Source organism: Microcoleus sp. w2-18bC1 (assembly GCF_036700365.1).
GTDB lineage: Bacteria > Cyanobacteriota > Cyanobacteriia > Cyanobacteriales > Microcoleaceae > Microcoleus.
This window is the reverse complement of the sequence record NZ_JAUBOS010000044.1, coordinates 1-23,949: the sequence shown is the minus strand read 5'-3', so window position 1 is coordinate 23,949 and position 23,949 is coordinate 1. Positions and strand designations below refer to the sequence as shown.

The following is a 23,949-nucleotide window of genomic DNA, read 5'->3' as shown; positions in this document are numbered from 1 at the left end:
TTAATCTAGGCAATCCCCAATTTTTACCTGTTAGCTTGCTTCTGAGGTTTGGGTTTGACTGCTTCAGTATCTTTGGGCTTAGAAGTGTCAGCTTTTAACAGTTCCGGGAATGGCGGCTGGAGGTTGTGAACTTCGATGTCCATGCCCAGCGGCAGAGGTGGAAGCTGGGGCAGATCGTTTTCCAAATCCTTGAGTCCGCTGGCGGTTTGTATTTCCACCATTTTCGGCATTTGCGGTACTTTGGCGGTTTCCAAACTACCGATCATTTTTGCCAGAGCGAATTCTAGCTGAGAACCCGGATCGATCGCCACCCAACCCTGGTCAGTCATTTGCCGCACCTCGAAGTGGAGGTGAGGCCCTGTAGACATTCCCGTACTCCCGACGCGGCCGATCGTCTCTCCCTGTTTCACGAACTCTCCCGGTTTCACAAACAGTTCCGAAAGGTGGGCGTAGAGAGTTTCCTGAGAGTTTTTGTTGTGGTTGAGAACTACCGTCAAACCGTAGCCGCCCAACCAATCGGCGATCGCCACTTGACCGGCATAGGCTGCCAGTACAGGCGTTCCCATTGGGGCTCCCAAGTCAGTTCCGGTGTGAAACCTGCCGTAGCCCATAACTGGATGAGTCCGCCACCCAAAGGGCGAAGTAATGGCCGAAGCAATAGATAGCGGAAACAGCAAGCTGGTGTTGCCATTTCCGGGCAAGCCTGCGGGACGTGGCGTGAGATTGTAGTAAGCAAAACCGGTATTGCTGCCGCTGCTGACACTAACGGCACCGACTTGAACCGGCCCGAGTCCCATGCTGGGCGCTGGAGGACCGCCGCCGTAAGATGCAGATCCGGCATAATACGCAGCGTCTGCTGAGTACCCAGTGTCTGCGGAGTAGCCTATGTTAGCCGAGTAGCCGGTGTCTGCGGAGTATCCAGCGTTAGCCGAGTAGCGCGGGGGTGCGTAAGCTGATTCCGGCGGGTTTGAACCCCCCCAAACCTGGCTGCCTATTTGTTGAACGGCTTGACCGAGTTTACTCACAGGATTTCCGCTACTATTTCCGGCAACAGTTCCCCGAACCTCGCCCGGAAGGCTTTCTGGCAGATTTCGAGGAGGAGGGGCTGCAATATAGCCGTCGTCTGCGATCGGAGGTTCCTGTCTGTAGTTGGGTTCTCCTGCATCTGCCGTCACCGGCTCGGAAACAGGAGGAGGCGCGCACAAACCGCCTTCTCCTTCGCACCCAGTCGATCGTTCTGCAAACTCTATTCTGGTTGGAGCTTCGTACTCGCTGGTAGCGCCAACGCTGTAGTCTGTTTGATCGATTTCAGCGTGGGCTGGGTTAACTGGCGCTTCAAAAGGCGGCTCCTGGGCCGTCGCTTCTGGCAGGGGAATCAGCGCGGGCTCCGGCAGATAATATTGGGTGGGAGGTGGTTCGCTGGCGTACTCCGGCTCCCAGGCCGGTGCGGCATCGAAAGGCTCCGACGGTGGAACTTCTGCCTGCGGTTCAGGGTAGGGTTCTGGCGACCCTTGGCTGTATTCGGGTTCCGGGGGCGGGAGAGGAGCTTCAAATAATGGCTGGAGTTCTGCTGCGCCGGGGACGGCTTGTTCTGCTGGCGGAGTTTCGGCTTGGGCCCAAACTAAACCTTTGCTGAGCAGTCCCAGACTGGCAAGGCAACCCAGTCCCACCAGCAGTGAGCGATCGGACAAAAGGCGCGATCGAGTCCGGGCGCCTGTAGGGTTCTTTTTTTGCTGTTTGGTGTTCAAAGGGGCTGTTATTTGCTTGTCTGGAACTGGTTTCACGATTTTTTTTCCCAACTCAACAGGGGGCACAAGGATCTCGAAGTCAGGATCGAATGTATGGCAATCCTTGTCTTTATATACAGGCCTAACTGATTTTACCGGGCTTGAGGCAATTTTTTTTGCACATAGAACAAGCTCAAATGCCTTACGCATTCACTTGCGATCGATATCCGGTTTTTTTGATCCTGATGGCACTTGCGTAAAAGTGTCTTAGGGCCACACTGATGATAGCGCTTTGGCGTTCGTCTATGTTAATTAGTTGCCTATATTTGTCAGATTCTGCAAAATTTCTGCGCTGTCGGTCGTCCTGAAATATTGCACCATTCTCAATAATCTTTTCAGGGCGGACTCTCCTGCCCAACCCCCTACTCCCCACAGGAAAATCTACTCTTTGTGGAACAAGCCGGAAAGCCTGGTAAGCGAGAAGGCTGCAAAATGTGAGTTGTTCTAAAACCGCCTACTCATTGCGATTTTTTCCTGAAAGCTGGCCCTGCTTTTAAAATTCGCGGACAAAATTTTTGATTGTTTAGAATACAAGCTAAATGATTCGCTTGGGTAAGGATAGGTTTCATGACTGTAGCTGGCGATCGCTTGACAAATGTTCCAAACTCTGAGTGCTTCGGACAGCCTGACGGTATCAGTTGGGACTGGCAGAGTTCTGAAGGCTTGCCCTATCTGACTTGTAGCTTGCTTTCTCGCTGGTCTCACGGCTTTTTTACTCGCGATTTCTCGCCCCAGGGGCCGATCGAGCTGACGGAAGTTCTCGAACCTGGAGCTAAGGTTTACCGACTTCAACAGGTACACGGCAATGCGGTAGTCAAAACCACTGAGTTGTCACCGGTTGTGGCTCAAAAACCGGAAACCGCTGCCCCAAGCTATGCTGAGGCTGATGGCTTGGTTGCCCATCGAGAATTGGAGGCGCTGTGGGTTTGCTCGGCTGACTGTGTGCCGGTGCTGATTGCTGACGATCGCACGGGACTGGTTGCGGCAGTTCACGCGGGTTGGCGCGGGACTGCTGCTAAGATATTACCAGAGGCGATCGCTCAACTTGTGGCACAAGGCAGTCAACTAGAAAATCTGAAGATTGCTATGGGGCCGGCGATCGCTGGAGAGGTTTACCAGGTATCTGTGGAAGTAGCAGCGGAACTGGGAGCCACCATTGCTCCTAAGAGTGCCGTTAGTGCGACAGCAGACGGCATCTGCGAGTTTTTGCATCAACTGCCGGAAACGCCTGTCTTAGCCGATCCAGAACCGGGAAAAGTACGCTTGGATGTTCGCCTCTGCAATGCTCTGCAATTGCAGCAGTTGGGAATCGATCTTTCTCAAGTGGCGATCGCTCCTTTCTGTACTTATTCTGACTCGGCTCGCTTTTTTTCCTACCGCCGCGATCGACTTAAAAAAGTCCAGTGGTCGGGAATTGTGAGTTCCAGCAGGACAAGTCCCTTCTGATGGCATTTGGCAGAAGGTAAAATTTTAGACGGCCAAGATAAAAATAACAATCTTTGGATTCATTATTTTTTATTTACGAATGCCAAATGCCTTCTAGTTTCTATTTTCGTAAGGTTTGCTGGTTCCTGTTTTAAAGCACCAAAAACTAGCAGCAAAACTTTTGGGAAAGCGGCAGAGCTCCCGCCCCGCTTTCCTCTCTTGTTAAGATTGGTCTATAACGAGAGTCTTCAGCGGGTTATTACCATGAGTGAGCCAACTCCCTATCAACTTCTTGAAGTCGATGAAGATGCTTCCTTTGATGAAGTGCAAGAGGCCCGCACGCGCCTAGCTGAGCAGTACAGCGGTGACAAGAAACGTTTGGAATTGCTCGAAGCAGCTTACGACGCGATCCTCATGGATCGCCTGCGGCAGCGACAGGAAGGGAAAATTAAAGTACCTGAACGCATCCGCTTTCCCGAACGGCTGACTCCCCCACCCCCAAGCTTTACTCCCTCTCCTCCTAGTGGCAGCCCAGCTTGGTTGCAGCGGCTAATCGATACTCCTAGTCGATCGGATATTTTGTGGCCGGCTGGGGTGTATGTGGGGTTAGGCGGACTGAGTATTTATCCTGCGGCTAATGATGGTTTACTACAGTTGACTCTGGCTCTTGGGGTCGGCTCTTGTCTTTATTTTATTAATCGCAAGGAACAAAAATTTGGTCGCGCCGTGCTGCTGACTGTGGCTGGCTTGGTTATAGGCTTGTTGCTGGGAGGATTTTTGGGTTCTTTGGTCAGTCCGGCATTTATAACAACAGAGAAATTTATCGCTTTGTTTACGTTTTTAATTCTGTGGCTGGTCAGCAGTTTTCTGCGATAGTCAGTTGTCAGTTGACAGTTGGCAGTAGTTAATTACTGTTATTGGTTAATTGTTATTGGTTGGTTCGTAGTTTTTAGGTGTTAGTAGTTAGTTGATTGTTACCAATTACTAATTACCAATTAACAATTACCAATAACTAATGACTGTTGACTAATGATTGATGACTGTTGACTACTGACTACTGACTACTGACTACTGACTACTGACTACTGACTACTGACTATCTAAAATAATCTCAACTGCTTCGCTCAAATTGTTAGCAATTAAATCCGGTTGGTGCATTTCTAGTTGGGTGCGATCGCGAATTCCGCACAAAACACCAATTACCTTGACACCGTGCGTTTTTGCTGCTATAACATCTGCCTCCGTATCCCCAACCATCCAAGTGTCAGAAGCCGGCGGCAGTTCGGCGAGAGCTTTTGCCATTAACAGGGGCTTATCTTTGACATCCCCGGTTTTGACGTAATCGTTGGGGAGGCAATAGCAGCGGTTTTCAGGGAAAAATTGCCCTAAATTGCAGCGGTTGAAGGCTTCATCTAGTTCCCTAACGCGGCGCATGGTCATCACCGCTAAGTCTACTCCAGCGCGCTGCACCTTTTCGAGAGTCTCCAGAGCGGTGGGAACTGGTCGATCGTAAATCATGTAGGGTAGGGTGTGGACGGTTTGACGGCGTTTCTGGGCAAAATCGCGGGATTGGGCTGCGTCTAATCCTGAGAGGAGGGCGATTTCGGTTTCGGGAACCCGCGCGCGCTTCATGTCCCAAAACTCTGCCTTGGGGAGTTCCCGCACTGGTTGCCCCTCACGTTGAGTCTCGGCGAGACAATACTGGTAAACTCGGTAGTATCGATCGGACACGTCCATGATCGGGCCGTCAAAGTCGGTAATAAGTCTCAGCATTTAGCAGAGTATTTTTAAGCTTTTATACAAATCCTTCGATACTATATCATTTAAAGGTAACACTTTCTTTACAAAAATTGACACAAATACCCAGGGGAGGTAAGGTCTATAGGAATGGTGCTAATTAAAGCAAACATTTGAATTAAACTGTGCTGTTCCTCAACTTGAGCGGTTGTCAGCCATATCGGGGAATTTAAAATTAAAATGTGCCGCACAAATAGTGTAAACCGCTACATATTGTTCATAAATCTCAACCTCAATCGAGGCTGATTTTGACTTCGTTTTCTCAAAAAAAATTGGTTCAATTAATATTTGGCCCCATTTTTAAAATAAGCAAAAAACTGCTTGGAGAATCCAAAGTGTACTGTTTGCATAAATTAGCCAGCGGTAACAGGTGATGACATTTGCCAGGATAAAAATTCCTATGAGAAATCGCAGCCAAACAACAACTAACTTTACCGGCTAACCTTTGAGAGACATGCTCTACAATAACGAGATGCTTCCCACATTAACTGTAGAGAGCAGCCCCAGAAGTATTAATATTCTTCTTTATAAGCTGTTATCCTTACGCAGGATTGAGTACCTCACAGTCGATCGGGAACTTAAGATTAAAGAAATATCTTTGAAAGTGCAAGATTTTGCCTACATTCATGAGGAAGTAGGCGAAGGAAAAGACGTGCGCGATAGTTTTCCTGAACTAATCGGCATTGAAGGAATCCTTGAAGATATTATTGAAGAACGACAGCAAGATTGTCAGTTAAAATCAATTAGCCGAGTTCTCAAAGACGGATCTTATTTGTATCTAGATTTGTACATTTTTGGTTATAAGGGACAAGCCAATGCTGACAGATTGATTATTTTATGTGAAGATGTGACAGATAGCCTTGGAGGTCAGCCAACTATCTTTCAGGCTGCCAATAAAACAAGTATTAAAGGCGATAAGTTAGCTGCGGCTGGCGATTATATTGACAAAATTATTAATTCCCTAGGGGATGTTTTGTTCGTAACAGGAACATCGGGCCAAATCAAAAAAGTGAATCAAGCTGCACAGCAATTATTTGGGTATACCGAATCGGAATTAATCGGCCAATCCATATCCCTGATTACAGCAGAGGAGGAATTGTTACGCAAAGTCAGCCAGCTACCTCCTGCACTTAAAAGCCAATATTGGCCTCAAGTAAAAGTAGCTTGCCAAACGAAAATAGGTTTAAAGCTGATTGTTGCGTTTTCATGCTCTAATTTTGAGACAAGCACAGGAAGCAAGGATGGAGATAGCGAGGTTATACAAGATTTTGTTTATATCGGCAAAGACATTACCAAACAACAACGCATAAAAAAGTGTCAAGAAGCACAGTATGCTGTTACTCATATCCTGTCAGAATCAACTTCTCTAGATAGCGCAAGTCCGAAAATTTTGCAAGCTATTTGCCAAAGTTTTGGGTGGGATTTTGGCGAACTTTGGATGCCGGCAGAGGCGGAGAAAGAAACTAGATTGGGTGAGGAAATAAAATCTGAAACAGATCCGCTTTGGTGCCTGCCACTTTGTTGTCCGATCGAGGAAACTCCTTGTTGGCAGCGGGTGGCAGTTTGGCAGGCTGCGGAGGAAGTTAGGGAGTTTGCCGAAAATGATCAGCAGATTACTTTGGCTGCGGGTGAGGGTTTGCCGGGAGCGGTTTCCAGAAGCGGTTCTACGCAGTGGATTACTGATCTTGTGGGCGATCCCAGTTTCGTGCGATCGCGCTTGGCAGAGGAAGCGGGACTGCGATCGGGATTCGGTTTCCCCATTCACGCTAGGAGCCAAGTTGTAGGAGTAATGACTTTTTTTTGCCGGGAAGAACTGCCACCGGATCAAGATTTACTTCAGATCATAGCTGTGGTAAGTTCTCAATTAGGAGAATTTGTCAAGCGCAAATATGCAGAGCAAGAATTGCAAGAAGCTGAAGCTTCAATCCGATTTTTGTACGAACAAGAAAAACGCCAAAGTGAAGAATTAGCTCGACAAAATTTAGCTTTAGAACAAGCCAAATTAGAATTACAAGCAGCTAACATGGAATTGCAGCGCCTCGCTGCGGTGGATGGATTGACTCAAATTCCCAACCGCCGCTGTTTTGACAAAAAATTGGAGTTAGAATGGCAGTTGATGGAGCGAGAAAAAGAGTCGCTGTCTTTAATTTTGTGCGATATCGATTTTTTCAAACTTTACAACGATCGTTACGGGCATCAAGGAGGCGACGAATGTTTAAAACAAGTAGCCGAGATTTTAGCTAGCAACGCTCAGCGGGCAGGAGATTTAGCCGCCCGCTACGGCGGCGAAGAATTTGCGGTAATTTTGTCGCGAACTGATGTGCAAGGAGCAAAGCGGGTAGCTGAAGCAATTCGCAGCGATTTGAAAGCAGCGGAAATTTTTCATGCTGCTTCCAAGATAAGTAAGTTTATAACTCTCAGTATGGGGATCGCTACTACTGTACCTGCTGCTGGTCTATCGGTGGAGGAGTTAATTGGACAGGCCGATCGAGCGCTGTATCGAGCTAAACTAGAAGGACGCGATCGTATAGTTGCCCTAGACTTGAAAATAGAATTTCAGGGCCAGAAAGGAGTATGTTCTGATGATTGTAAGAAAAGCTAAAATCGCTGACGCACCTGCAATCGCACGGGTGAATCTAGATACTTGGCGAACAGCTTACCGAAAAATTGTACCAGCAGATTACCTCGCGCAACTGTCCTATGAAAAAGCAGAAAGCCGTTGGCAAGAAACCCTGACAAACGTCAAAAATACTGGGGTTTTTGTCTGCGTTGCTGAGAATGAATCAGGAGAAATTGTGGGTTTTGCTGCGGGTGGTTGCGAGCGCACCGGCAAATATGTATATAAAGGAGAATTATTTGCCATCTATATTTTGGAGGAATATCAGCGTCAAGGAATTGGACGGCAACTCGTGAGAACAGTTGCCACAAAATTGGCAGAATTAAGTTTGAACTCCATGCTAGTTTGGGTACTAGGAGACAATTCAGCCTATAGGTTTTATGAATTATTAGGAGGTGAAAAAGTAGACGAACAGGAAACAACTAGAGCAGGAGTTGCACTCAAAGAAATTGCCTATGGTTGGAAAGATATCGCAGTGCTGATTAACACGCCTTTATGACCTAAAAAGTGGAAGCTTTTGTCAATCATCTATTAAACTTCCCCTCTTCATTTGTTCGCGTTCAATTGCCTCAAATAAAGCTCTAAAATTCCCCGCACCAAAACCTCCAGCTTGCACCTGTTTGCCGTTAACTAAACTAACTCGGCGCTCAATAATCTCGAAAAAGAAAGTCGGCTCTGCAAAAATTGGCTGGGTAAATATTTGCAGCAGCATTGCTGCTGGAGTATCATCTTGCCAATCTGCCAAAACTTGACAAGCTGCAATTGCTTGCCAATCTGCGGGCAAATAGTCTTGCCGCTGCTGTAATTCGGAGTAGTATGTTGGAGGAACTGGCAGAAAAGGCAAACCGCACGATCGCAAATCGGCAACAACACCCACAATATTATTAGTTTGCAAAGCCATGTGCTGAATTCCCGGCCCTCGATTTGCGCTCAAAAACTCTTGAATTTGAGAATTAGCTGATGCCGGTTCATTAATCGGGAATTGCACCCCACCTTCAGCGTGCACCATAACTTGGCTCCGCAAAGCCGATTTCTCAGTCTGAATATCAAAATTTTGCTGCGGTTGAAAACCTAATATTTTTTGATACCAACTAACAGCACTTGACAAATCCCCAGATTCAACATTTAACACTACGTGGTCAATCCGGGTAAACAACGGCAGCTTATCCGCAGCCGATAGCAGTGAATGGCTGCCAATTCGCTCCACGAGCGTATGACTTAAATCGCCCCAGCCTGCGATTTTTGCCCGCTTAAAATAGCCTCCTGCGTTTAGGTCTTCTTGAATCGGTTCCAGGATTTTAGCGCCTTCAGCAGCCGCTCTAGCTACCGCTAATTCAATATTTTTTACCCGAAAACCTACATCGGCAATCCCTGGAGGATGAAACTTCAACCAACTAGCAGCGGGACTAGCGGGTGTCAGAGGCGAAGATAAAACAAAACATACATTGTCACTGCTGACAGCTTCAGTGTGAGTGTGGCTGTTAACATAACCTGCTATTGATTGAAAGCCTAACTTGCCGACAAACCAGTCGCGGGATACTTTAGCGTTTTCAACGTAAAATTGAATGCGATCAAACTCCATAATCAATAATTGAAAATGGAAACTGAAAAATGGAAAATCTGCTGATTTTCAAGGCAAAATTGCAAGGTAGAGACTGAGTAATGGATATTTTTCATACTTTTTATTGAGCGCCCACTTAATAATAACCTAAAGAGTGAATATCTTAGCTCCCTCTGAAGGCAGAAATAAGTCAGCACTTAAAAGAAAAGACACCCGGTGTCTGGGATAACTTGGGTTTGCCACGACGCCTTCGCCAAAAGGACTTACGCAAAAAACAAATAGTTTGACGCGCGAATTATAGGGGTAAGGTGCGCCAGCCCGTGCACCTACATAATTAAGTGCTGTACAAGTTCTCAAACCTAAAAATATCATAATTTTTCTTGCCTTCAGCTTCCGCTGCGTTCTGCCTTCAAATCATTCCTCAATAGCTAAAAGAACAAATGACTTTCCGGCTGAATATTAATCTCCATAGGCACAGCTTGCGGGTCAGCCGAAAGAGCAAACATAATCGCATTGGCAGCAGTTTCGGTACTCAGCATTTTTGACCTGTCTACCTTCAAACTCACATTATCCCAAAACGGAGAATCCACCCCGCCAAAATAGAATAGCGTAAACTTAATGCCGTAGCGTCGCAGCTCATCTGCCATGCACTTGCTGAAACCAACTACCCCAAACTTTGAAGCGCAGTAAGCCGTTCCCATCGCCATCGAATGCTTGCCCAAAATTCCGATGACATTGCAAATGTGGCCGGATTTGCGCTCTTTCATCAAATTCGCCGCTGCTTGAGACGTGTAAAAACTGCCTTTTAAGTTTAAGTCAAGCATTGCATCTAAATCAGCGGGTTCTAACTTGTTCCACTGCTTGAGAATTCCGGCACCAGCGGCGTTTATGAGGGCATCAATTTGTCCGAAATGTTCCAGAGTTGTCTGCATCAAAGTCTCGACTTGTGGCAAATCGGTGATATCTGTGGGCACGCACAGTACCTCTGTTGCCGAAATTTCGCTAGCTAAAGCGTCTAATTTACTGCTGTCTCTGGCGGCGAGCACTAGCCGCGCACCCGCATCAGCAAGTTTCCGGGCCACTGCTGAACCGATGCCGCCAGTCGCACCCACCACAACCACAACTTTGTCGTGCATATCCCTTTACATTTCTTTACGTCCAGATTGTATGATAACTCAAGTTGCTAGTAATGGGGATGTTGATATAGCAATCCTTGCAGGAGTCGTAAATTTTTGATCCCACCCCAACCCTCCTCTTATCAAGGGGAGGGAGTAAGAAATTCACAAATTATTTAGGATGGCTATATATTTTAATTTTTAATTAATTGAGGGAAACTTGCCAGCCTTTTTCGGCTTTTTTTAGCTGGAGAGAAGCGCAGGATTGCAAAAATTTAGTAAATTTCCTACCCAGATTAAAATCTTTAATTATTTGGGTAATTTGTTTGCCGTATTGTCGGTGAAATTCGCTGCCTACATTGGAGAGAAATACAGAATTTTCAGGAGAGTTGTCGGTTAAGTCGCCAACTATTTTGACCAGAGCTCTTTCCAAGTCTTCCAGAGAATTAATATCGGTCAAAGTCGCAGGTGCTGGCTGGTGGTTATTCAGATTTTCTTGGTTAAGTATTGGCGGTGGGGGCGATAATCTCACTTCAAAAAGAGTGACATAAGTTTGAGAAGCTTCTGAGGGTTTGTGGAGGACAAAATCGGTGGGATATTTCAGAAAGATATCCCTGGTCTTAGTACCGAGCAAATGATGGGCAACAACTTGATTGAGGACTAAGCCGTAATTTTCTCTAAATAAAGCTGAAACAGTGGAAAGTTTTATCCACTGAGTTGAGGTGCGTTTCTGCTCTTTTTTGATTAATTCTTTGAGCTGAATAACTAATTCTTCGAGAGGTGTAATTTCCGGTATGGTTACAAGGGAATGAGTTTCAACTTGTCCGGTTTTGCTGTTTAAAACTATGATTTTATCTATTTGTTTGCGGACTTGAAATACGGTTAGTCCGTGGGCTTGCAGTGTATTGCTGAGGTGAGTGAGGGCGCGATCGGACGAACAGACAAAAATCTCTTTGGCTGTGGGATAATGTACGAAAATCGATGCGCCGACTGTAGCCATTTTTAAGTCGGCGCTGTCTTTGCCGGGGGGAACGTGAATTAGTTGATAGCCGCGCTGGTGAAATTCGGCATCTTTTTTGCCCATGCTGCGCCAGTTGGCAAAGGCAACTTTGATTTGGATGGGATAGTGGCAAATTCCCTCTAGGAATTTTTCGGTTTCGATGGTGAGTTGCAAGTTTTCGACATCTAGAAGCAAGATAGCAATGCCGATAGGAAGCGAATTTGTTTGATTTGTGGTGGGAGTGGGAGGCTTTGACGAAACCGAGTTTTGTGATTTAGGTGGTGCTGTTTGAGATTGGGCTAGCTGCTGAATTTTGGCACATAATTTGCTGAATTGAGGTGAATTAACGAATTCTGGAATCAGCAGAATTTGTAGGTATTTTTTTGCAGTCAGCAGCAGGGAATCAGTATCGCTGGCTACGCTGAAACTTTTTGCCAATTTTCCAATCAAAACTGACTGAAAATCAGGTTTGGCCCAGGGGGTTTTCCTGTATTTTTCAGTTATCCATTCGGGATGCTGTTCCTGAATGGTAATTAGGGTTTGAGCTATATAGCGACTGATGACGCTGAATGCGGGAGATTCTTGAGTCGCAAGCTCGGAAGTTCGATCGGGCATGGCCCTCTACAATGCGGGATGCTGTTTCAATTTATCACACTTCTAGTTTCTCGCCGGGAGTCGGACGATCGCCCGCCAAATTAAACCGACGGCAATCAGTGCCAATCCTGTCAGCCAAATTTCCCTCTCCACCCAGAAAGCCAGAAACAGACAATTCCCCAAACCCACCCAAGCCAACCACTGCGGATAAAGCCTTTCGGCGGGGGAAAGTTGCAGCGCGGCGAGGTTGGTGATAGCGTAGTATATCAAAACACTAAAAGCGCTAAATGACCAAGTGGTTTTGACATCGCCGACGAGGATTAAAAGTGCGATCGTAACTTCGACAACCACCACAGCCACGTAGGGAGTTGTCCCCGAAGGATTCAGCCGCGCCAAGACTCTCGGCATATCCAAGCGCCGCCCCATCGCCAGCCAGATGCGCGACAGCCCTAAAATTAAGTTCAGCAAAACTCCCAACATAGCGGTAATTGCGCCGACGGCTAGCAGTTGAGAAACTCCCGGCATTCGGAAACTGCGGGCGATGACTTCCAAGGGTGCAGTCGTGCCCCCTGGTTGTAAAGACAATTTATCGGCTCCCCCCGCGCCCGCGACAACTACTGCTACTCCCACGTAAAGCAGCATTGTCAGCACCAAAGTAAAAATTATGGCTTTGGGAATAGTTACTCTCGGTTCCCGCACTTCCTCGCTCATTGTGGTGATGCGGGCGTAACCGCTATAAGCGACAAACATCAGGGCGGTAGCCTGGAAGATGGAGCCGATCGAGCTATCATTCTGTACGGTGGCCATTTCCCACCTTACCTCTGGCAAACCGACAGCAACAAACACCGCTAAGGATAGGAGTGTAACTGAGACTATGGCAGTATTTGCAATATTCGATCGCCTAATTCCTGTCAATACAATTAAAGTGATGGCGGCGAGGGCGACTAAAGCTGTTAGGATCAGGTAAGTGCGATCGGCTACACCAACTGCATTTAAAAAATACCCCGCAAAACCTAAAGCAGCAGTAGCCGCAGAAGCCGTTTTCGCCACCAGAAACATCCAGCCGGCAGTGAAACCCAGCCAAGGATTGAGATATTTGTAGCCATATTCATAAGTACCGCCGCTAACAGGATGATTTGCCGCTAATTGAGCGCTGTTAAGGCCATTGCAAACAGCAACAAAAGCTGCAATACCTACAGCCAAAATCACTCCTGGCCCAGCAACTTCCGCAGCCATGCCGATACTCACAAATACTCCGGTACCGAGGATTGATCCCAGGCCCATGAGAGTTGCGCCGAAAATACCCAACTCTCGCTTCAGAAGTGGTGAAGACATAAATATAGCAGGCAAGATGCCTGCACAAAAATATTTGTTTGTTGTGGAACAGGCATCTTGCCTGTTCTGAAGATATAACTATAGCAGGCAAGATGCCTGCTCCACAAAAATATTTGTCTGTTGTGGAACAGGCATCTTGCCTGTTCTGAAAGAGGTTCAAGATGTAAGTATTAACCGAAACGGCCTTGAATGTAATCTCTCGTACTCGAATTGCCCGCAGAAGTAAAAATCTTACTTGTCGGCCCAAATTCAACCATGCGGCCGATGCGACTTTCATCAGTATTAAAAAATGCCGTGTAATCAGAAACACGAGCAGCCTGCTGCATATTGTGCGTCACAATCACAACAGTTAACTGCTGCCGCAGAGTCTGAAATAACTCCTCAATCTTCATCGTTGAAATCGGATCTAGAGCAGAACAAGGTTCATCCATCAGCAAAATTTTCGGCTTCACAGCCAAAGCGCGAGCAATACAAAGTCGCTGCTGCTGTCCCCCCGAAATCCCTTGAGCACATTTCTTCAAATCGTCTTTGACTTCATTCCAAAGCGCCGCACTTTTGAGTGCAGATTCCACAATTTCATCTAATTCTGCTTTGCTTTTGCGACCAAAAATCCTCACACCGTAAGCAATATTATCGTAGATGCTCAGCGGAAAAGGATTCGGTCTTTGAAACACCATCCCAATTTGGCGTCGCAAACTATTAATATTTACTTTGGGGCTGTAAATATCCTGTCCAAAAAACTCTACTCTTCCTTTAATTTTAACCTTTCCCTCCAATTCACCAATCCGGTTGAGAGCTTTGAGAAAGGTAGATTTGCCGCAACCTGAAGGTCCAATAATAGCCGTAATTTGCGGATGAGGGATATTCATCGATAAATTTTCTAAGACTTTGTGAGTTCCGTAATAAAAACTTAAGTCCTGAACCCGCAGGGCTGGCATTGCATTGGGATCTATTTCCGGCGTAGCCTCGTCTAAGAAGTGATGTGTATAGTCTTCGGATTTCAAGTTAGCTTTAGGTTTCATTATTTGCCTCGTTATATTGTTAATATTGGACTTAAAGATGCACTTGAGTTATTTAATTATCGGTTTTGCAAGCGTTTCCGAGTTACTGTACGGGATGCGACGCTAGCAATCAAAACCATGCCCAAAAGCACAGAGGCAGCAGTCCACGCCAATTCGTTCTGCTCTTTGTAGGGAGAGCTGGCGTAGCTATATATTAATACTGACATAGAAGGAGTCGGAGTCAGGAGTGTTTCGGGAATTTCTTTGAGTTTTGAGATAGTTTCTGCACCTATGGGAGACTGCATTATCTCGCCCAATTTATCAACTAAAGGAGGCCAAAATTGACTCGACAACGCCGTTACAATCAACGGTGCGGTTTCGCCGGCGGCCCGGGAAGCAGCGAGTAAAATACCTGTGGTAATAGTTGGAAGTGCTGAGGGTATGATAATGCGAAACATAGTTTGAAAGCGTCCGCCTCCCAAACCAGCAGAAGCGAGGCGGTAAGAAGTAGGCACTAATTTTAATGCTTGTTCTGTTGTCAGGGCAACAACTGGAAGCATGATGATGCCGAGGGCAAAACCGCCTGCTAAGGATGAAAATGCTTTGGTGGTAACGACAATTAGGGCGTAGGAAAAGACGCCAACTACGATCGAGGGAACGCTGCTGAGAATGACGGTGATAAACCGAATACTATTGGCTATCGCTTTGTTTTCTATACCAAACTCCGACAAAAATATTCCCGTCATTACGCCTATGGCTACGCTGATCAATGTCGCAATTCCTACCATTAAAGCAGTGCCGAGAATCGCATTTGCAAAGCCGTTGGGCTGGTCTTCAACTCCGACGGGTGCTGGTAGAGACACTAGCACTTCCCAGCTCAAATGTGTCAGTCCTTCCCCCAATATTTTGTATAAAATAGCAAACAATGGGAGCAGGGCGAGAGCTGTCAGAGCGAAAGCGATAACTGTCATTCCCCAACTGAAAAAAGTTCGACTTAGCGACAGGGGGTTGTTGATTTCTGCATCCAGAATACTGTTGGAATTTTGTGCTTTAGTCATGCGATTTGAGATTTGAGATTTTAGATTGAACCAGCGGGGCAATCTGGCGGCGCGGGTTGCGATCAAATTGCTTTCGATGATGTTAAGTTTTAGCTTTTTTGGCGCCGATTAGCTGAACCAACAATACTGCGATCGCATTTACCAACAGAGTGATGACAAATAAAATTAAGGCTAAATACATCAAAGCGCCGCTGTGCAGCGGTTCGACAGCTTCCCGAAATTGACTTGCCAAAACAGCAGGAATCGAGTAGCTGGGAGCGAGCAGGGATGGGTTAATTTGAATCGAGTTGCCAATTACCATTGTGACTGCCATTGTTTCGCCTAAAGCGCGTCCCAAGGCTAATATGGTGGCGCCGATAATCCCCGAACTAGCTGCTGGTAATAACAGCTTGAATATCGTTTCCCAGCGGGTGGCACCGAGGGACATGGAAGCACTTCGCAAATCTACTGGAACCGACAGCAAGACATCGCGGCTGATGGCGGCTACTGTGGGCAAAATCATAATTGATAACAGTATTCCCGCCGGGAGCATTCCGGGGCCTAAAGGTTCGCTGCTGAACAGGGGAAACCAACTGAAATTATCGAACAATGACTGCTGCAATGGCAACAAAAAGGGAATCAAAACAAAGATTCCCCACAGGCCAACTATCACGCTGGGAATAGCCGCGATTAATTCAACCATGAATCCCAAGGGCGATCGCACCCAAACGGGTAAGAAGTTCTCGCTAGTAACTATAGCTACTGACAGCCCTAAAGGAAGTGCGATGATTATGCCGATCGCAGAACTAATTACAGTACCGTAAATAAACGGCAAAGCCCCAAACTGCAACTCGCCGATATCCCACTTGGGATTCCACAAGAATGAGAGTCCAAATTCGCTAATAGCAGGCAAAGCATCTTTAAAAATTACCGCACTCATCCAAAATAACGTGCCGGCTGTCGCTAGGGCAAAAACCCATACAAATAGTGTAAATACTGACTCCATCCATAGACCTTCACCAGCAGTATCTGTCAAATCTACTTCTGTGTTTATTACTGTCGGTTTGCGAGTCAACTTATTCCGTTTTTTTGAAATATTTGTCATACCGAAATTAGTGCGTACACAGTGAAATATTTGTTTAAAGGACGAAGAATTATAATGGGCTGGGTGCGCCCTGCGAACCTGGTTTGTAAGGTACGCAGGGCGTACCTTACACAGTAAATTTAGCGCACATTAACCTGATAATTTATGAATTTTGAGTCATACATTTAACTCGTCAACTCATAACCCCGTGCGATCGCCGGAATTAACCTCTGGCAATCACAGTCTGATTAACTGCTTGAACCACCTTTTGAGCTGTAGCTGAAGGAATTGTAGTAAACTCTAGCTGTTTGTTGATACCTTGACCTGTAGTCATCACCCAATTAACCATCTTTTTAATAGCCTCTGCTTTCGCAGCAGGATACTGTTTGTAGATTAACAGCCAAGTCAAACCAACAATGGGATAACCGTCGTTAGGATTGCCTTCTACTAAGCGGAAGTCTGCGGGGAATGTTTCCCCTGCGAAAGCTTTCTCTGCTTCGGCCAAGCTAGGATCTACAAACCGACCAGCTTTATTTTGAATAAATGCTGTTTGGAGATTGTTTTGCCGAGCAAAAGTATCTTGAACGTAGCCGATCGCACCCGCTGTATTTTTCACCAAAGCAGCTACGCCGGGGTTCCCTTGACCCCTGACAGCGTTTTCTGGCCACTTCGGTTGCGCGGCAGCTTTGATGGTGCTACCAGTTGCCTGCAAGTGATTAGCAAAAATAAAGCTAGTACCGCTGCTATCTGCCCGTACAGCTACTCGAATCGCAGTATTTGGCAAGCCTTTAGCTTGTCCAGAAATTCCGGCTATTTTAGGATCATTCCAGCGAGTAATCTTCCCTTCAAATATGCCTTTCATGGCATCATTACTTAGCCTCAGATTCGTCACTCCGGGCAAGTTGTAAACAACTGCAACAGCGCCGCCAGCCGTGGGAACAGCTATTACACCCCGCTTTACCTCAGCGATTTGTGCAGCAGTCATCAGCGCATCACTGCCTGCGAAATCAACAGTGCCTGCAATTAATGCTTTGATACCAGCACCGCTGCCAGTTCCTTCGTAGTTTACAGTAATTTGATTTGCACTTCTCATCTGAGAGAAGTAGCGATCGTAAAGAGGTTTGGGGAAAGTTGCTCCCGAACCGTTTAGGGTAACAGCAGCTACAGCGGAACTAATCAAACTTAGCGAAAATGCTGCTGCTGCTAGTGTCACTATAAAACTACGTCGCCAACGTCCTGTGAAAAAATTCATATTCCTCCTCTCCCTTAATAGCCGACTTTGCAAATCTCCTCCATAGGATAGACTGAAACCCCCAAGGAAAGAGCTTTAATAGAATAAGCTTGTTTTAAATTTTGGTTAATAGTAGATTAACTAACAATAGAATAAGCTTTGTTTAAATTATGGTTAAGAGTATTGCAAAGAAAAATTAGCTAAAGTCAATTTTTGATGAATCAGAGAAATACCAAGTCATACAGTAACGATAACAATAGAAATTTATTGAGCGATCGCCCGATCGCCCCCACCCCGCACTCCATCCCCCGATAGCCGCATAATAGTAGGGGCACTTAATATTTCTTTAACAACAATGGCTAGAGACTTGCGGGGATTCCTAAAACTACTCGAAGAACGGGGACAACTGCGCCGGATTAGCGCCTTAGTCGATTCCGACCTCGAAATTGCCGAAATTTCCAACCAAATGCTGCAAAAAGGCGGCCCTGGATTGCTGTTTGAAAACGTCAAAGGGGCCGAATTCCCCGTCGCCATTAACCTGTTGGGCACGGAAGAGCGCGTTTGCTGGGCGATGAACATGGAAAAGCCGATCGAACTAGAAGAGCTCGGCAAAAAACTGGGAATGCTGCAACAGCCAAAACCGCCGAAAAAGATTTCCCAAGCGATAGAATTCGGCAAAGTCCTGTTCGACGTAGTGAAAGCCAAACCCGGCCGCGACTTTTTCCCAGCTTGTCAGCAAGTGGTATTTGAGGGAGAAGGGCTGGATTTGAACAAAATCCCGATGATTCGCCCTTATCCCGGAGATGCGGGCAAAATTATCACCCTGGGTTTGGTAATTACCAAAGATTGCGAAACGGGTACGCCGAATGTGGGGGTTTATCGGTTGCAGTTGCAGTCAAAAAACACGATGACTGTACACTGGTTATCGGTGCGGGGCGGGGCGCGACACTTGCGGAAAGCGGCGCAGGCTGGTAAAAAGTTGGAAGTTGCGATCGCCCTTGGAGTCGATCCCCTGATTATTCTCGCTGCAGCAACGCCAATTCCTGTAGATTTATCGGAATGGTTATTTGCCGGACTTTACGGCGGTTCCGGCGTGCAATTGGCGAAGTGCAAAACCGTAGATTTGGAAGTACCGGCGGACTCGGAAATCGTGTTAGAAGGAACGATTACGCCGGGGGAAGTTCTGCCCGACGGGCCCTTCGGGGATCACATGGGTTATTACGGCGGTGTGGAAGATTCGCCGTTGGTGCGGTTCCACTGCATGACGCACCGCAAAGACCCGATTTATCTGACGACATTTAGCGGGCGGCCACCGAAAGAAGAAGCAATGATGGCGATCGCGCTTAACCGTATTTATACCCCTATTTTGCGGCAGCAAGTATCGGAAATTGTCGATTTCTTCTTACCGATGGAAGCGCTGAGTTATAAAGCCGCAATTATCTCGATTGATAAAGCATATCCCGGTCAAGCGCGCAGGGCTGCTTTAGCATTTTGGAGTGCATTACCGCAGTTTACTTACACTAAGTTTGTGATTGTTGTCGATAAAAGTATCAACATTCGCGACCCGCGTCAAGTAGTTTGGGCAATTAGTTCTAAAGTCGATCCGGTTCGGGATGTATTTATTCTGCCGAATACGCCCTTTGATACGTTAGATTTTGCCAGTGAAAAGATTGGTTTGGGAGGCAGAATGGGGATTGATGCTACTACGAAGATGCCGCCGGAAACCGATCACGAATGGGGGGAAGTTTTGGAGTCCGATCCGGATGTGGCGGCGATGGTCGAAAGGCGTTGGGCTGAGTATGGTTTGGCAGATTTGAATTTGGGAGAAGTCGATCCGAATTTGTTTGGATATGAGATGAGGTAGGGAAGCGAAACAATGTTGTCTCCTGGCTTTTTTGAGTAAAATACAATTTCTCAATTGCTGACAATACAGTAGGGACACAACAATGTTGTGTCCTGGTTTTTTTGAGTAAAATACTAGAAACACAACATTATTATGTCCTTAGACCATCAACTCTCTTTGAGTCTTCACGAGCATTATTTTTTCTTTACTGTTCCAAAATCTCAACTAAATCTTCGATCACAATATCAAACACGCGAGCCATTTTGTTCAAATCCGTATAATCTACAGTTGCCAGCTTGGGAGAATGGGCATAGCTTCTAACCGTACTGTCAGGAATGCCCGATCGCTCAGAAACTTCTTTTAATGTCCAACCCTTCTCTTCGGCTAGTTCTCGAACCCGCAATCGAATTAGACCCATCTTCCCGCTGACAAATCAGTTTACCGTTCCAAAACCTCAACCAAATCTTCGATCATCAAATCGAAGACAGCAGCAAGTTTTTGCAAAGCCGTATAGTCTACCGTTGCCATTTTGGGAGCTTGGGCGTATTTTTTAACCGTGCTGTAGGGAATTCCCGTTCTGTCAGAGACTTCTTTCAGCGTCCAACCCTTCTCCTCAGCTAGTTCTCGAACCCGCAAACGAATTAGCCCCATCTTGCCGCTGATAAATCAGTTTACTGTTCCAGAATTTCCACTAAATCCTCGATCGCAATCTCAAAAGCACGAGCCATCTTGTCCAAAGCCGTGTAGTCAACAGTTGCCATACCTGGAGAACTGGCATAGGTGGCGATCGTAGTGTATGGAATACCCGTTCTGTTGGAGACTTCCCTGAGAGTCCAACCCTTCTCTTGAGCGAGTTCTCGAACTCGCAGTCTAATTCGTCCCATTCCGCCCTTGACAATTACGACTACTCGTAATTCAATGATTATTTATACAGTTAACAGCGATCGCCCCGTGACCTGAGAAATCTAGAGCGATCGCCTTTCTTCAACCACCCACAAAAGTGGGAAGGATTTTCCTATGATACCAAAACAATCGACTTATCGCGATCGACTTCAACCTTGGCATCTAATTCGCCACCTCCCCAACTGTCAGCGGTTAACAGTCGCCCGTTTCGCCCGCCGCCCCGATGCCGAATCTTACCTAAATGCACTGCGCCACTTAATGCCCGCAGTCCCGCATACAATTGTGTTCGTAAATGCGGTGTCTGTGTTGGATGAAAACAGCGTGTCAATTCCGATGCAATTGTCGATCGAAGTTTAAGCGTTGAACAGTGCGAACAACAGATAAGATGCCGGTTCCACAAACATTAAAATATGTTGTGGGGTGGGCATATTGCCCGCCCAAGAAACAGGCAAGATGCCTGTTCCACAAATATTCAACTAAACTAGAAATAGATTTGAGTCAAGGAGTCACATCAATGCCATCTCCCTTTCCCGGTATGGACCCGTATTTAGAGCATCCTGAACTCTGGCCTGCCCTACATCACTTGTTAATTAGTGAAATTTTTAGATTTTTGTCTCCCCAACTGCGTCCTAAGTATTTAGTCTCGTTGGAAGTGAGAATCTATGAAACCGCTGACGACAATTTATCAATTGGCATTCCTGATGTAAACGTAATTCAGCCCAGAACTACAACCGAATTAATCACATCAAACGTAGCCGTTGCAGCGCCACCCACACAACCCTTGACAGTAAATATTCCCATGCCCTACCAGGTTCGGGAAGGCTATTTAGAAATTAGAGAAAGAGGAAACCAAGAATTAATCACCCTGATTGAAATCCTCTCGCCTAGCAATAAGCGCCCAGGAAAAGGACGACAAATGTACGAAGAAAAGCGAGAAGAAATTTTATCCAGTCGCACTCATTTAATTGAAATAGATTTATTGCGGCGCGGTCAAAAAATGCCAGTTATTGGCAATGACATTGAAAGCCACTATAGCGTTCTCGTGTGTCGGGGAAATCGCCGTCCCAGAGCAGATTTGTACGCTTTTAACGTGCAGAACCCGCTGCCTGCCTTTCCTCTGCCGCTGCGATCGGGTGATACTGAACCTGTCATCAATTTGCAGGAATTATTCACTCAAATTTACGACATAGCAAGTTACGACCTGAAGATAGATTATCGCAACTGGGAAGTCATACCACCGCTGTCAGAAGCCGATACACTTTGGGCAGATGCTTGGTTGCGCGATCGAGGATTGCGAGATTAATTTGGTATCAAGCTGGCACGCTGCTACCTGATCTTGAAGCTCTTCACCTTCCAATGCTTCATGGCTACTCACTTACACGGTCAATCCTCATCAGATTGTGAGAATAAAACCCGTAAATCCCGATAACCGCTGACGACTCGCAAAACTTCAATACCTTCCTCAATAGCACGATAGAAAATTAGGTAATCATCGATCGGGAAACTTCGCACCTTGGGAGCCAGCTCATCCCGCTTCCGTCCCATACTGGGAAAGCTTGCCAACCTCTTGCACCGATCGTTAATTCTATTGAGCAACCGTTCCGCAGCATCAAAGCTGCTGTTATCAGCCACATAGTCAATGATCGCTTCGATATCTCGACTGGCGGGAACTGTAAACCTGCAAACATGGCTCATTGACCTACCTGAGCTTGCTGCTGCCGTAGTTTGTCCCGCAACCTTTGAAACATCACGTCAGCATCAATGACATCTCCTCGATCCGCCGCATCAATTCCGATCTGAACTTCTTGCTGGAGTTCCTTAAACCGCCCTTTATAGATATGCTCCCACTCATCCGAATCCAAAAACTCGATGAACGCTAATACCTCTTGTTGCTTTTCAGGTGGCAGCACCCGCACCTTATCGATGATGGCTTCTTCAACGGTCATTTTTTTGCTCCTAGCGACTCTTTGACTTCTACAGCTATTTTACGTCCGCCACTTAACAGCTAAACATCTTGGCTTTGCATCAACCGCTGCTTCAAACGTGCCGGATCTCCCCGATCGACAACTTGGCCCTTTTCCAACAAAAAAGCCCCATCACAATAATTCAACTCATCCAAACGGTGAGTCACCCACAAAGCCGTAATCCCGCGATTTTTCACCAACCGCTGCACCGCCGCCACCAAATCCAACTGAGAATCCGGATCTAACAAAGCCGTCGGTTCATCCAACAGCAGAATTTCGCAGTGACGGGCGATCGCCCCAGCAAGAGCAATTCGCTGCTTCTGGCCCCCACTCAAAGCATAAATCGGCCGCCGCTGCAAATCCAGCAAATTCACAGCCTCCAAAGCCTCCGCCACCCTCTCCCGCACCTGAACGTTAGAAAGCTTTTCCTCCACCAAACCAAAAGCCACATCCGCACCCACCGTCGGCATAACCAATTGGTGATCGGGGTTTTGGAACACAAACCCCACCCGCCCACTCAGGTCAATTTCCCCCGACTGGGGGTGCAGCAGCCCAGCCATCAGCCTCAACAGCGTAGACTTGCCGCTGCCGTTAGTGCCCAAAAGCATCCAAAACTCGCCCTTGGGTACATCCAGAGAGCAACCTTGCAACACTCGATCGCCCGACGGCCAGCAAAAACCCAAATCCCGCACAGCAACGGCTGATTGGCTCATATCGGCACCAACACCCCCAGCCCTCATTCTGCTGTCATCGAGACAAAGCCAGGGGATCTGCCTGTAGATGACGCCCCCGATTTCTGAGAAACCACCACCCCAGAAATCTCGCTGCTGAGTACAGCCACCTTTTTCTCAGGGTTTTTCTCGCAGGTGAGTTCCAAAATTTGCGGTTGGGAGTTGCGAATCGCCGCCAGTACCTGCTGGTAAACAGTCTCAGCGTCTTCCTCCAACTTCCGCTGCACCGACAGCGAGACGGGCGTATTTTTCACAATGATGTCAATGCTGAACATATAGTCTTAAAAACCTAAGTTTGGAGCTCTATCCTCAGTATATATATAGGACTTACCCACGGAAACCCAGTTTCTTAGAAAAATCAGAGGTTGAGGGCGATACATCTACCAAGCCACCGGGCTTCTGACGCAAAGCGCAGAGGCTCCTATATAGTAGAATTTCCCAAATGCAGGGCAAAGACTTTGGAGACTTCGAGGGATTCGGGGACTTCGCACAAGTCAATCGATTTTAGATTTTAGATTTTAGATTTTAGATTTGAACCATTGACCCCACGGATAAATTCGGGGGCTCCTTTATCCGATACAGGTTTTTTCTTTCTGGGTCCTGAGTCTGCTTTCGGAATGAATCCGGGGGCTTGTATCCTGGATGCTTTCGGTCACAAGTCAAGACCCAAAAGTTTTTTAAGAAAAACTTGCTCTTGTAAAGAATTACCTCTATAATCGTCAATACGGTAAAGAAAAGTAAAGTCTGTTCATAATCCAACTTGTTTTCTGCTAAGCAGAGGCAACGGTGGAAGACTCATGACTAGAGACAGATCCGTTGTAATTATATCCATTTGGAGATTTGCGTAAATGACAATCGCAGTCGGACGCGCCCAGACCGAAAGAGGCATATTTGATGTCCTCGACGACTGGCTCAAACGCGATC

Annotated in this window: 24 protein-coding genes; 7 read left to right on the top strand and 17 right to left on the bottom strand. The window is 46.7% G+C overall.

Annotated elements, in window-relative coordinates; translation table 11 throughout:
- Positions 1-23 precede the first annotated feature (23 nt).
- Positions 24-1,784, bottom strand: coding sequence for a peptidoglycan DD-metalloendopeptidase family protein (locus QT979_RS20135; protein WP_333311498.1), 1,761 nt, complete (start codon positions 1,782-1,784; stop codon positions 24-26).
- A gap of 570 nt (positions 1,785-2,354) precedes the next feature.
- On the opposite strand from QT979_RS20135, the gene pgeF reads away from it, so the two are divergent.
- Both pgeF and QT979_RS20125 read left to right on the top strand, forming a co-directional pair.
- On the top strand, positions 2,355-3,233 hold the full coding sequence (gene pgeF, locus QT979_RS20130; protein ID WP_333311497.1) for a peptidoglycan editing factor PgeF: 879 nt from the start codon (positions 2,355-2,357) through the stop codon (positions 3,231-3,233).
- 243 nt (positions 3,234-3,476) lie between these two features.
- Positions 3,477-4,088: a CPP1-like family protein gene (locus tag QT979_RS20125; protein WP_333085136.1), complete on the top strand. Its 612-nt coding sequence runs from the start codon at positions 3,477-3,479 to the stop codon at positions 4,086-4,088.
- Positions 4,089-4,301: 213 nt separating this feature from the next.
- Here QT979_RS20125 and QT979_RS20120 read toward each other — a convergent pair whose 3' ends face one another.
- Entirely contained in the window at positions 4,302-4,985 is a 684-nt protein-coding gene (locus tag QT979_RS20120; RefSeq protein WP_333311496.1) for an HAD family hydrolase, read from the bottom strand.
- A 478-nt stretch (positions 4,986-5,463) separates the two neighbouring features.
- Here QT979_RS20120 and QT979_RS20115 point away from each other — a divergent pair, with 478 nt between their 5' ends.
- Positions 5,464-7,611, top strand: a complete 2,148-nt coding sequence (locus QT979_RS20115; RefSeq protein WP_333311495.1) for a diguanylate cyclase domain-containing protein — start codon at positions 5,464-5,466, stop codon at positions 7,609-7,611.
- Entirely contained in the window at positions 7,592-8,125 is a 534-nt protein-coding gene (locus QT979_RS20110) for a GNAT family N-acetyltransferase (protein WP_333213309.1), read from the top strand. Before QT979_RS20115 ends, QT979_RS20110 begins: the two co-directional genes overlap by 20 nt.
- A gap of 21 nt (positions 8,126-8,146) precedes the next feature.
- On the opposite strand, the gene hppD is transcribed toward QT979_RS20110, so the two are convergent.
- From hppD to pstS, 8 genes are all read right to left on the bottom strand, one after another.
- Positions 8,147-9,208, bottom strand: coding sequence for a 4-hydroxyphenylpyruvate dioxygenase (gene hppD / locus QT979_RS20105; RefSeq protein WP_333311494.1), 1,062 nt, complete (start codon positions 9,206-9,208; stop codon positions 8,147-8,149).
- 407 nt (positions 9,209-9,615) lie between these two features.
- Entirely contained in the window at positions 9,616-10,323 is a 708-nt protein-coding gene (locus QT979_RS20100) for an SDR family oxidoreductase (RefSeq protein ID WP_333213311.1), read from the bottom strand.
- A 184-nt stretch (positions 10,324-10,507) separates the two neighbouring features.
- Positions 10,508-11,917, bottom strand: a complete 1,410-nt coding sequence (locus QT979_RS20095) for an NYN domain-containing protein (RefSeq protein WP_333213312.1) — start codon at positions 11,915-11,917, stop codon at positions 10,508-10,510.
- A gap of 42 nt (positions 11,918-11,959) precedes the next feature.
- Positions 11,960-13,231, bottom strand: coding sequence for an APC family permease (locus QT979_RS20090; RefSeq protein ID WP_333311493.1), 1,272 nt, complete (start codon positions 13,229-13,231; stop codon positions 11,960-11,962).
- A gap of 170 nt (positions 13,232-13,401) precedes the next feature.
- Complete coding sequence (pstB, locus tag QT979_RS20085; protein ID WP_333213314.1) at positions 13,402-14,253, bottom strand: phosphate ABC transporter ATP-binding protein PstB; 852 nt, start codon at positions 14,251-14,253, stop codon at positions 13,402-13,404.
- Between the two features lie 56 nt (positions 14,254-14,309).
- Positions 14,310-15,290: a phosphate ABC transporter permease PstA gene (gene pstA / locus QT979_RS20080; RefSeq protein ID WP_333311492.1), complete on the bottom strand. Its 981-nt coding sequence runs from the start codon at positions 15,288-15,290 to the stop codon at positions 14,310-14,312.
- A gap of 82 nt (positions 15,291-15,372) precedes the next feature.
- Entirely contained in the window at positions 15,373-16,374 is a 1,002-nt protein-coding gene (gene pstC / locus QT979_RS20075) for a phosphate ABC transporter permease subunit PstC (RefSeq protein WP_333311491.1), read from the bottom strand.
- Positions 16,375-16,576: 202 nt separating this feature from the next.
- Positions 16,577-17,605 carry a phosphate ABC transporter substrate-binding protein PstS gene (gene pstS, locus QT979_RS20070; protein ID WP_333213317.1) on the bottom strand — a complete coding sequence of 343 codons (1,029 nt, stop codon included), beginning with the start codon at positions 17,603-17,605 and terminating at the stop codon, positions 16,577-16,579.
- Positions 17,606-17,939: 334 nt separating this feature from the next.
- Here pstS and QT979_RS20065 point away from each other — a divergent pair, with 334 nt between their 5' ends.
- Positions 17,940-19,448: a UbiD family decarboxylase gene (locus QT979_RS20065; protein ID WP_333213318.1), complete on the top strand. Its 1,509-nt coding sequence runs from the start codon at positions 17,940-17,942 to the stop codon at positions 19,446-19,448.
- Between the two features lie 184 nt (positions 19,449-19,632).
- On the opposite strand, the gene QT979_RS20060 is transcribed toward QT979_RS20065, so the two are convergent.
- From QT979_RS20060 to QT979_RS20050, 3 genes are read right to left on the bottom strand one after another with little or no spacing between them, the layout of a single operon-like run.
- Entirely contained in the window at positions 19,633-19,845 is a 213-nt protein-coding gene (locus QT979_RS20060) for a helix-turn-helix transcriptional regulator (protein ID WP_333213319.1), read from the bottom strand.
- A gap of 20 nt (positions 19,846-19,865) precedes the next feature.
- Entirely contained in the window at positions 19,866-20,078 is a 213-nt protein-coding gene (locus QT979_RS20055; protein WP_333213320.1) for a helix-turn-helix transcriptional regulator, read from the bottom strand.
- A gap of 20 nt (positions 20,079-20,098) precedes the next feature.
- Positions 20,099-20,311, bottom strand: a complete 213-nt coding sequence (locus QT979_RS20050) for a helix-turn-helix transcriptional regulator (protein WP_333174585.1) — start codon at positions 20,309-20,311, stop codon at positions 20,099-20,101.
- Between the two features lie 133 nt (positions 20,312-20,444).
- Here QT979_RS20050 and QT979_RS20045 point away from each other — a divergent pair, with 133 nt between their 5' ends.
- A complete protein-coding gene (locus tag QT979_RS20045; RefSeq protein WP_333213321.1) occupies positions 20,445-20,687 on the top strand; it encodes a hypothetical protein in 243 nt (80 codons plus the stop codon).
- Between the two features lie 157 nt (positions 20,688-20,844).
- Entirely contained in the window at positions 20,845-21,633 is a 789-nt protein-coding gene (locus QT979_RS20040; RefSeq protein WP_333311504.1) for a DUF4058 family protein, read from the top strand.
- Between the two features lie 80 nt (positions 21,634-21,713).
- On the opposite strand, the gene QT979_RS20035 is transcribed toward QT979_RS20040, so the two are convergent.
- From QT979_RS20035 to QT979_RS20020, 4 genes are read right to left on the bottom strand one after another with little or no spacing between them, the layout of a single operon-like run.
- The gene (locus tag QT979_RS20035; protein ID WP_333311490.1) at positions 21,714-22,025 is read right to left on the bottom strand and encodes a type II toxin-antitoxin system RelE/ParE family toxin; all 312 of its coding nucleotides are present in this window, start codon (positions 22,023-22,025) and stop codon (positions 21,714-21,716) included.
- Positions 22,022-22,276 (bottom strand): hypothetical protein, encoded by a 255-nt coding sequence (locus QT979_RS20030; RefSeq protein ID WP_333125018.1) that lies wholly within the window; start codon positions 22,274-22,276, stop codon positions 22,022-22,024. Before QT979_RS20030 ends, QT979_RS20035 begins: the two co-directional genes overlap by 4 nt.
- Positions 22,277-22,335: 59 nt before the next feature.
- Positions 22,336-23,007, bottom strand: coding sequence for an ABC transporter ATP-binding protein (locus QT979_RS20025; protein ID WP_333171476.1), 672 nt, complete (start codon positions 23,005-23,007; stop codon positions 22,336-22,338).
- Between the two features lie 23 nt (positions 23,008-23,030).
- Entirely contained in the window at positions 23,031-23,300 is a 270-nt protein-coding gene (locus QT979_RS20020) for a hypothetical protein (protein WP_190663726.1), read from the bottom strand.
- Positions 23,301-23,949: the final 649 nt, after the last annotated feature.

Excerpts from the sequence above, each read along its gene's own strand:
- QT979_RS20040 (WP_333311504.1), top strand. The coding sequence starts at position 20,845 with ATGCCATCTCCCTTTCCCGGTATGGACCCGTATTTAGAGCATCCTGAA.
- pgeF (WP_333311497.1), top strand. The coding sequence starts at position 2,355 with ATGACTGTAGCTGGCGATCGCTTGACAAATGTTCCAAACTCTGAGTGC.
- hppD (WP_333311494.1), bottom strand. The coding sequence starts at position 9,208 with ATGGAGTTTGATCGCATTCAATTTTACGTTGAAAACGCTAAAGTATCC.
- QT979_RS20020 (WP_190663726.1), bottom strand. The coding sequence starts at position 23,300 with ATGTTCAGCATTGACATCATTGTGAAAAATACGCCCGTCTCGCTGTCG.
- QT979_RS20110 (WP_333213309.1), top strand. The coding sequence starts at position 7,592 with ATGATTGTAAGAAAAGCTAAAATCGCTGACGCACCTGCAATCGCACGG.
- QT979_RS20095 (WP_333213312.1), bottom strand. The coding sequence starts at position 11,917 with ATGCCCGATCGAACTTCCGAGCTTGCGACTCAAGAATCTCCCGCATTC.
- QT979_RS20030 (WP_333125018.1), bottom strand. The coding sequence starts at position 22,276 with ATGACCGTTGAAGAAGCCATCATCGATAAGGTGCGGGTGCTGCCACCT.
- QT979_RS20115 (WP_333311495.1), top strand. The coding sequence starts at position 5,464 with ATGCTCTACAATAACGAGATGCTTCCCACATTAACTGTAGAGAGCAGC.
- QT979_RS20100 (WP_333213311.1), bottom strand. The coding sequence starts at position 10,323 with ATGCACGACAAAGTTGTGGTTGTGGTGGGTGCGACTGGCGGCATCGGT.
- pstB (WP_333213314.1), bottom strand. The coding sequence starts at position 14,253 with ATGAAACCTAAAGCTAACTTGAAATCCGAAGACTATACACATCACTTC.
- pstS (WP_333213317.1), bottom strand. The coding sequence starts at position 17,605 with ATGAATTTTTTCACAGGACGTTGGCGACGTAGTTTTATAGTGACACTA.
- QT979_RS20060 (WP_333213319.1), bottom strand. The coding sequence starts at position 19,845 with ATGGGTCTAATTCGATTGCGGGTTCGAGAACTAGCCGAAGAGAAGGGT.
- QT979_RS20035 (WP_333311490.1), bottom strand. The coding sequence starts at position 22,025 with ATGAGCCATGTTTGCAGGTTTACAGTTCCCGCCAGTCGAGATATCGAA.
- QT979_RS20055 (WP_333213320.1), bottom strand. The coding sequence starts at position 20,078 with ATGGGGCTAATTCGTTTGCGGGTTCGAGAACTAGCTGAGGAGAAGGGT.
- QT979_RS20065 (WP_333213318.1), top strand. The coding sequence starts at position 17,940 with ATGGCTAGAGACTTGCGGGGATTCCTAAAACTACTCGAAGAACGGGGA.
- QT979_RS20045 (WP_333213321.1), top strand. The coding sequence starts at position 20,445 with ATGATACCAAAACAATCGACTTATCGCGATCGACTTCAACCTTGGCAT.
- pstC (WP_333311491.1), bottom strand. The coding sequence starts at position 16,374 with ATGACAAATATTTCAAAAAAACGGAATAAGTTGACTCGCAAACCGACA.
- pstA (WP_333311492.1), bottom strand. The coding sequence starts at position 15,290 with ATGACTAAAGCACAAAATTCCAACAGTATTCTGGATGCAGAAATCAAC.
- QT979_RS20025 (WP_333171476.1), bottom strand. The coding sequence starts at position 23,007 with ATGAGCCAATCAGCCGTTGCTGTGCGGGATTTGGGTTTTTGCTGGCCG.
- QT979_RS20050 (WP_333174585.1), bottom strand. The coding sequence starts at position 20,311 with ATGGGACGAATTAGACTGCGAGTTCGAGAACTCGCTCAAGAGAAGGGT.
- QT979_RS20120 (WP_333311496.1), bottom strand. The coding sequence starts at position 4,985 with ATGCTGAGACTTATTACCGACTTTGACGGCCCGATCATGGACGTGTCC.
- QT979_RS20125 (WP_333085136.1), top strand. The coding sequence starts at position 3,477 with ATGAGTGAGCCAACTCCCTATCAACTTCTTGAAGTCGATGAAGATGCT.
- QT979_RS20090 (WP_333311493.1), bottom strand. The coding sequence starts at position 13,231 with ATGTCTTCACCACTTCTGAAGCGAGAGTTGGGTATTTTCGGCGCAACT.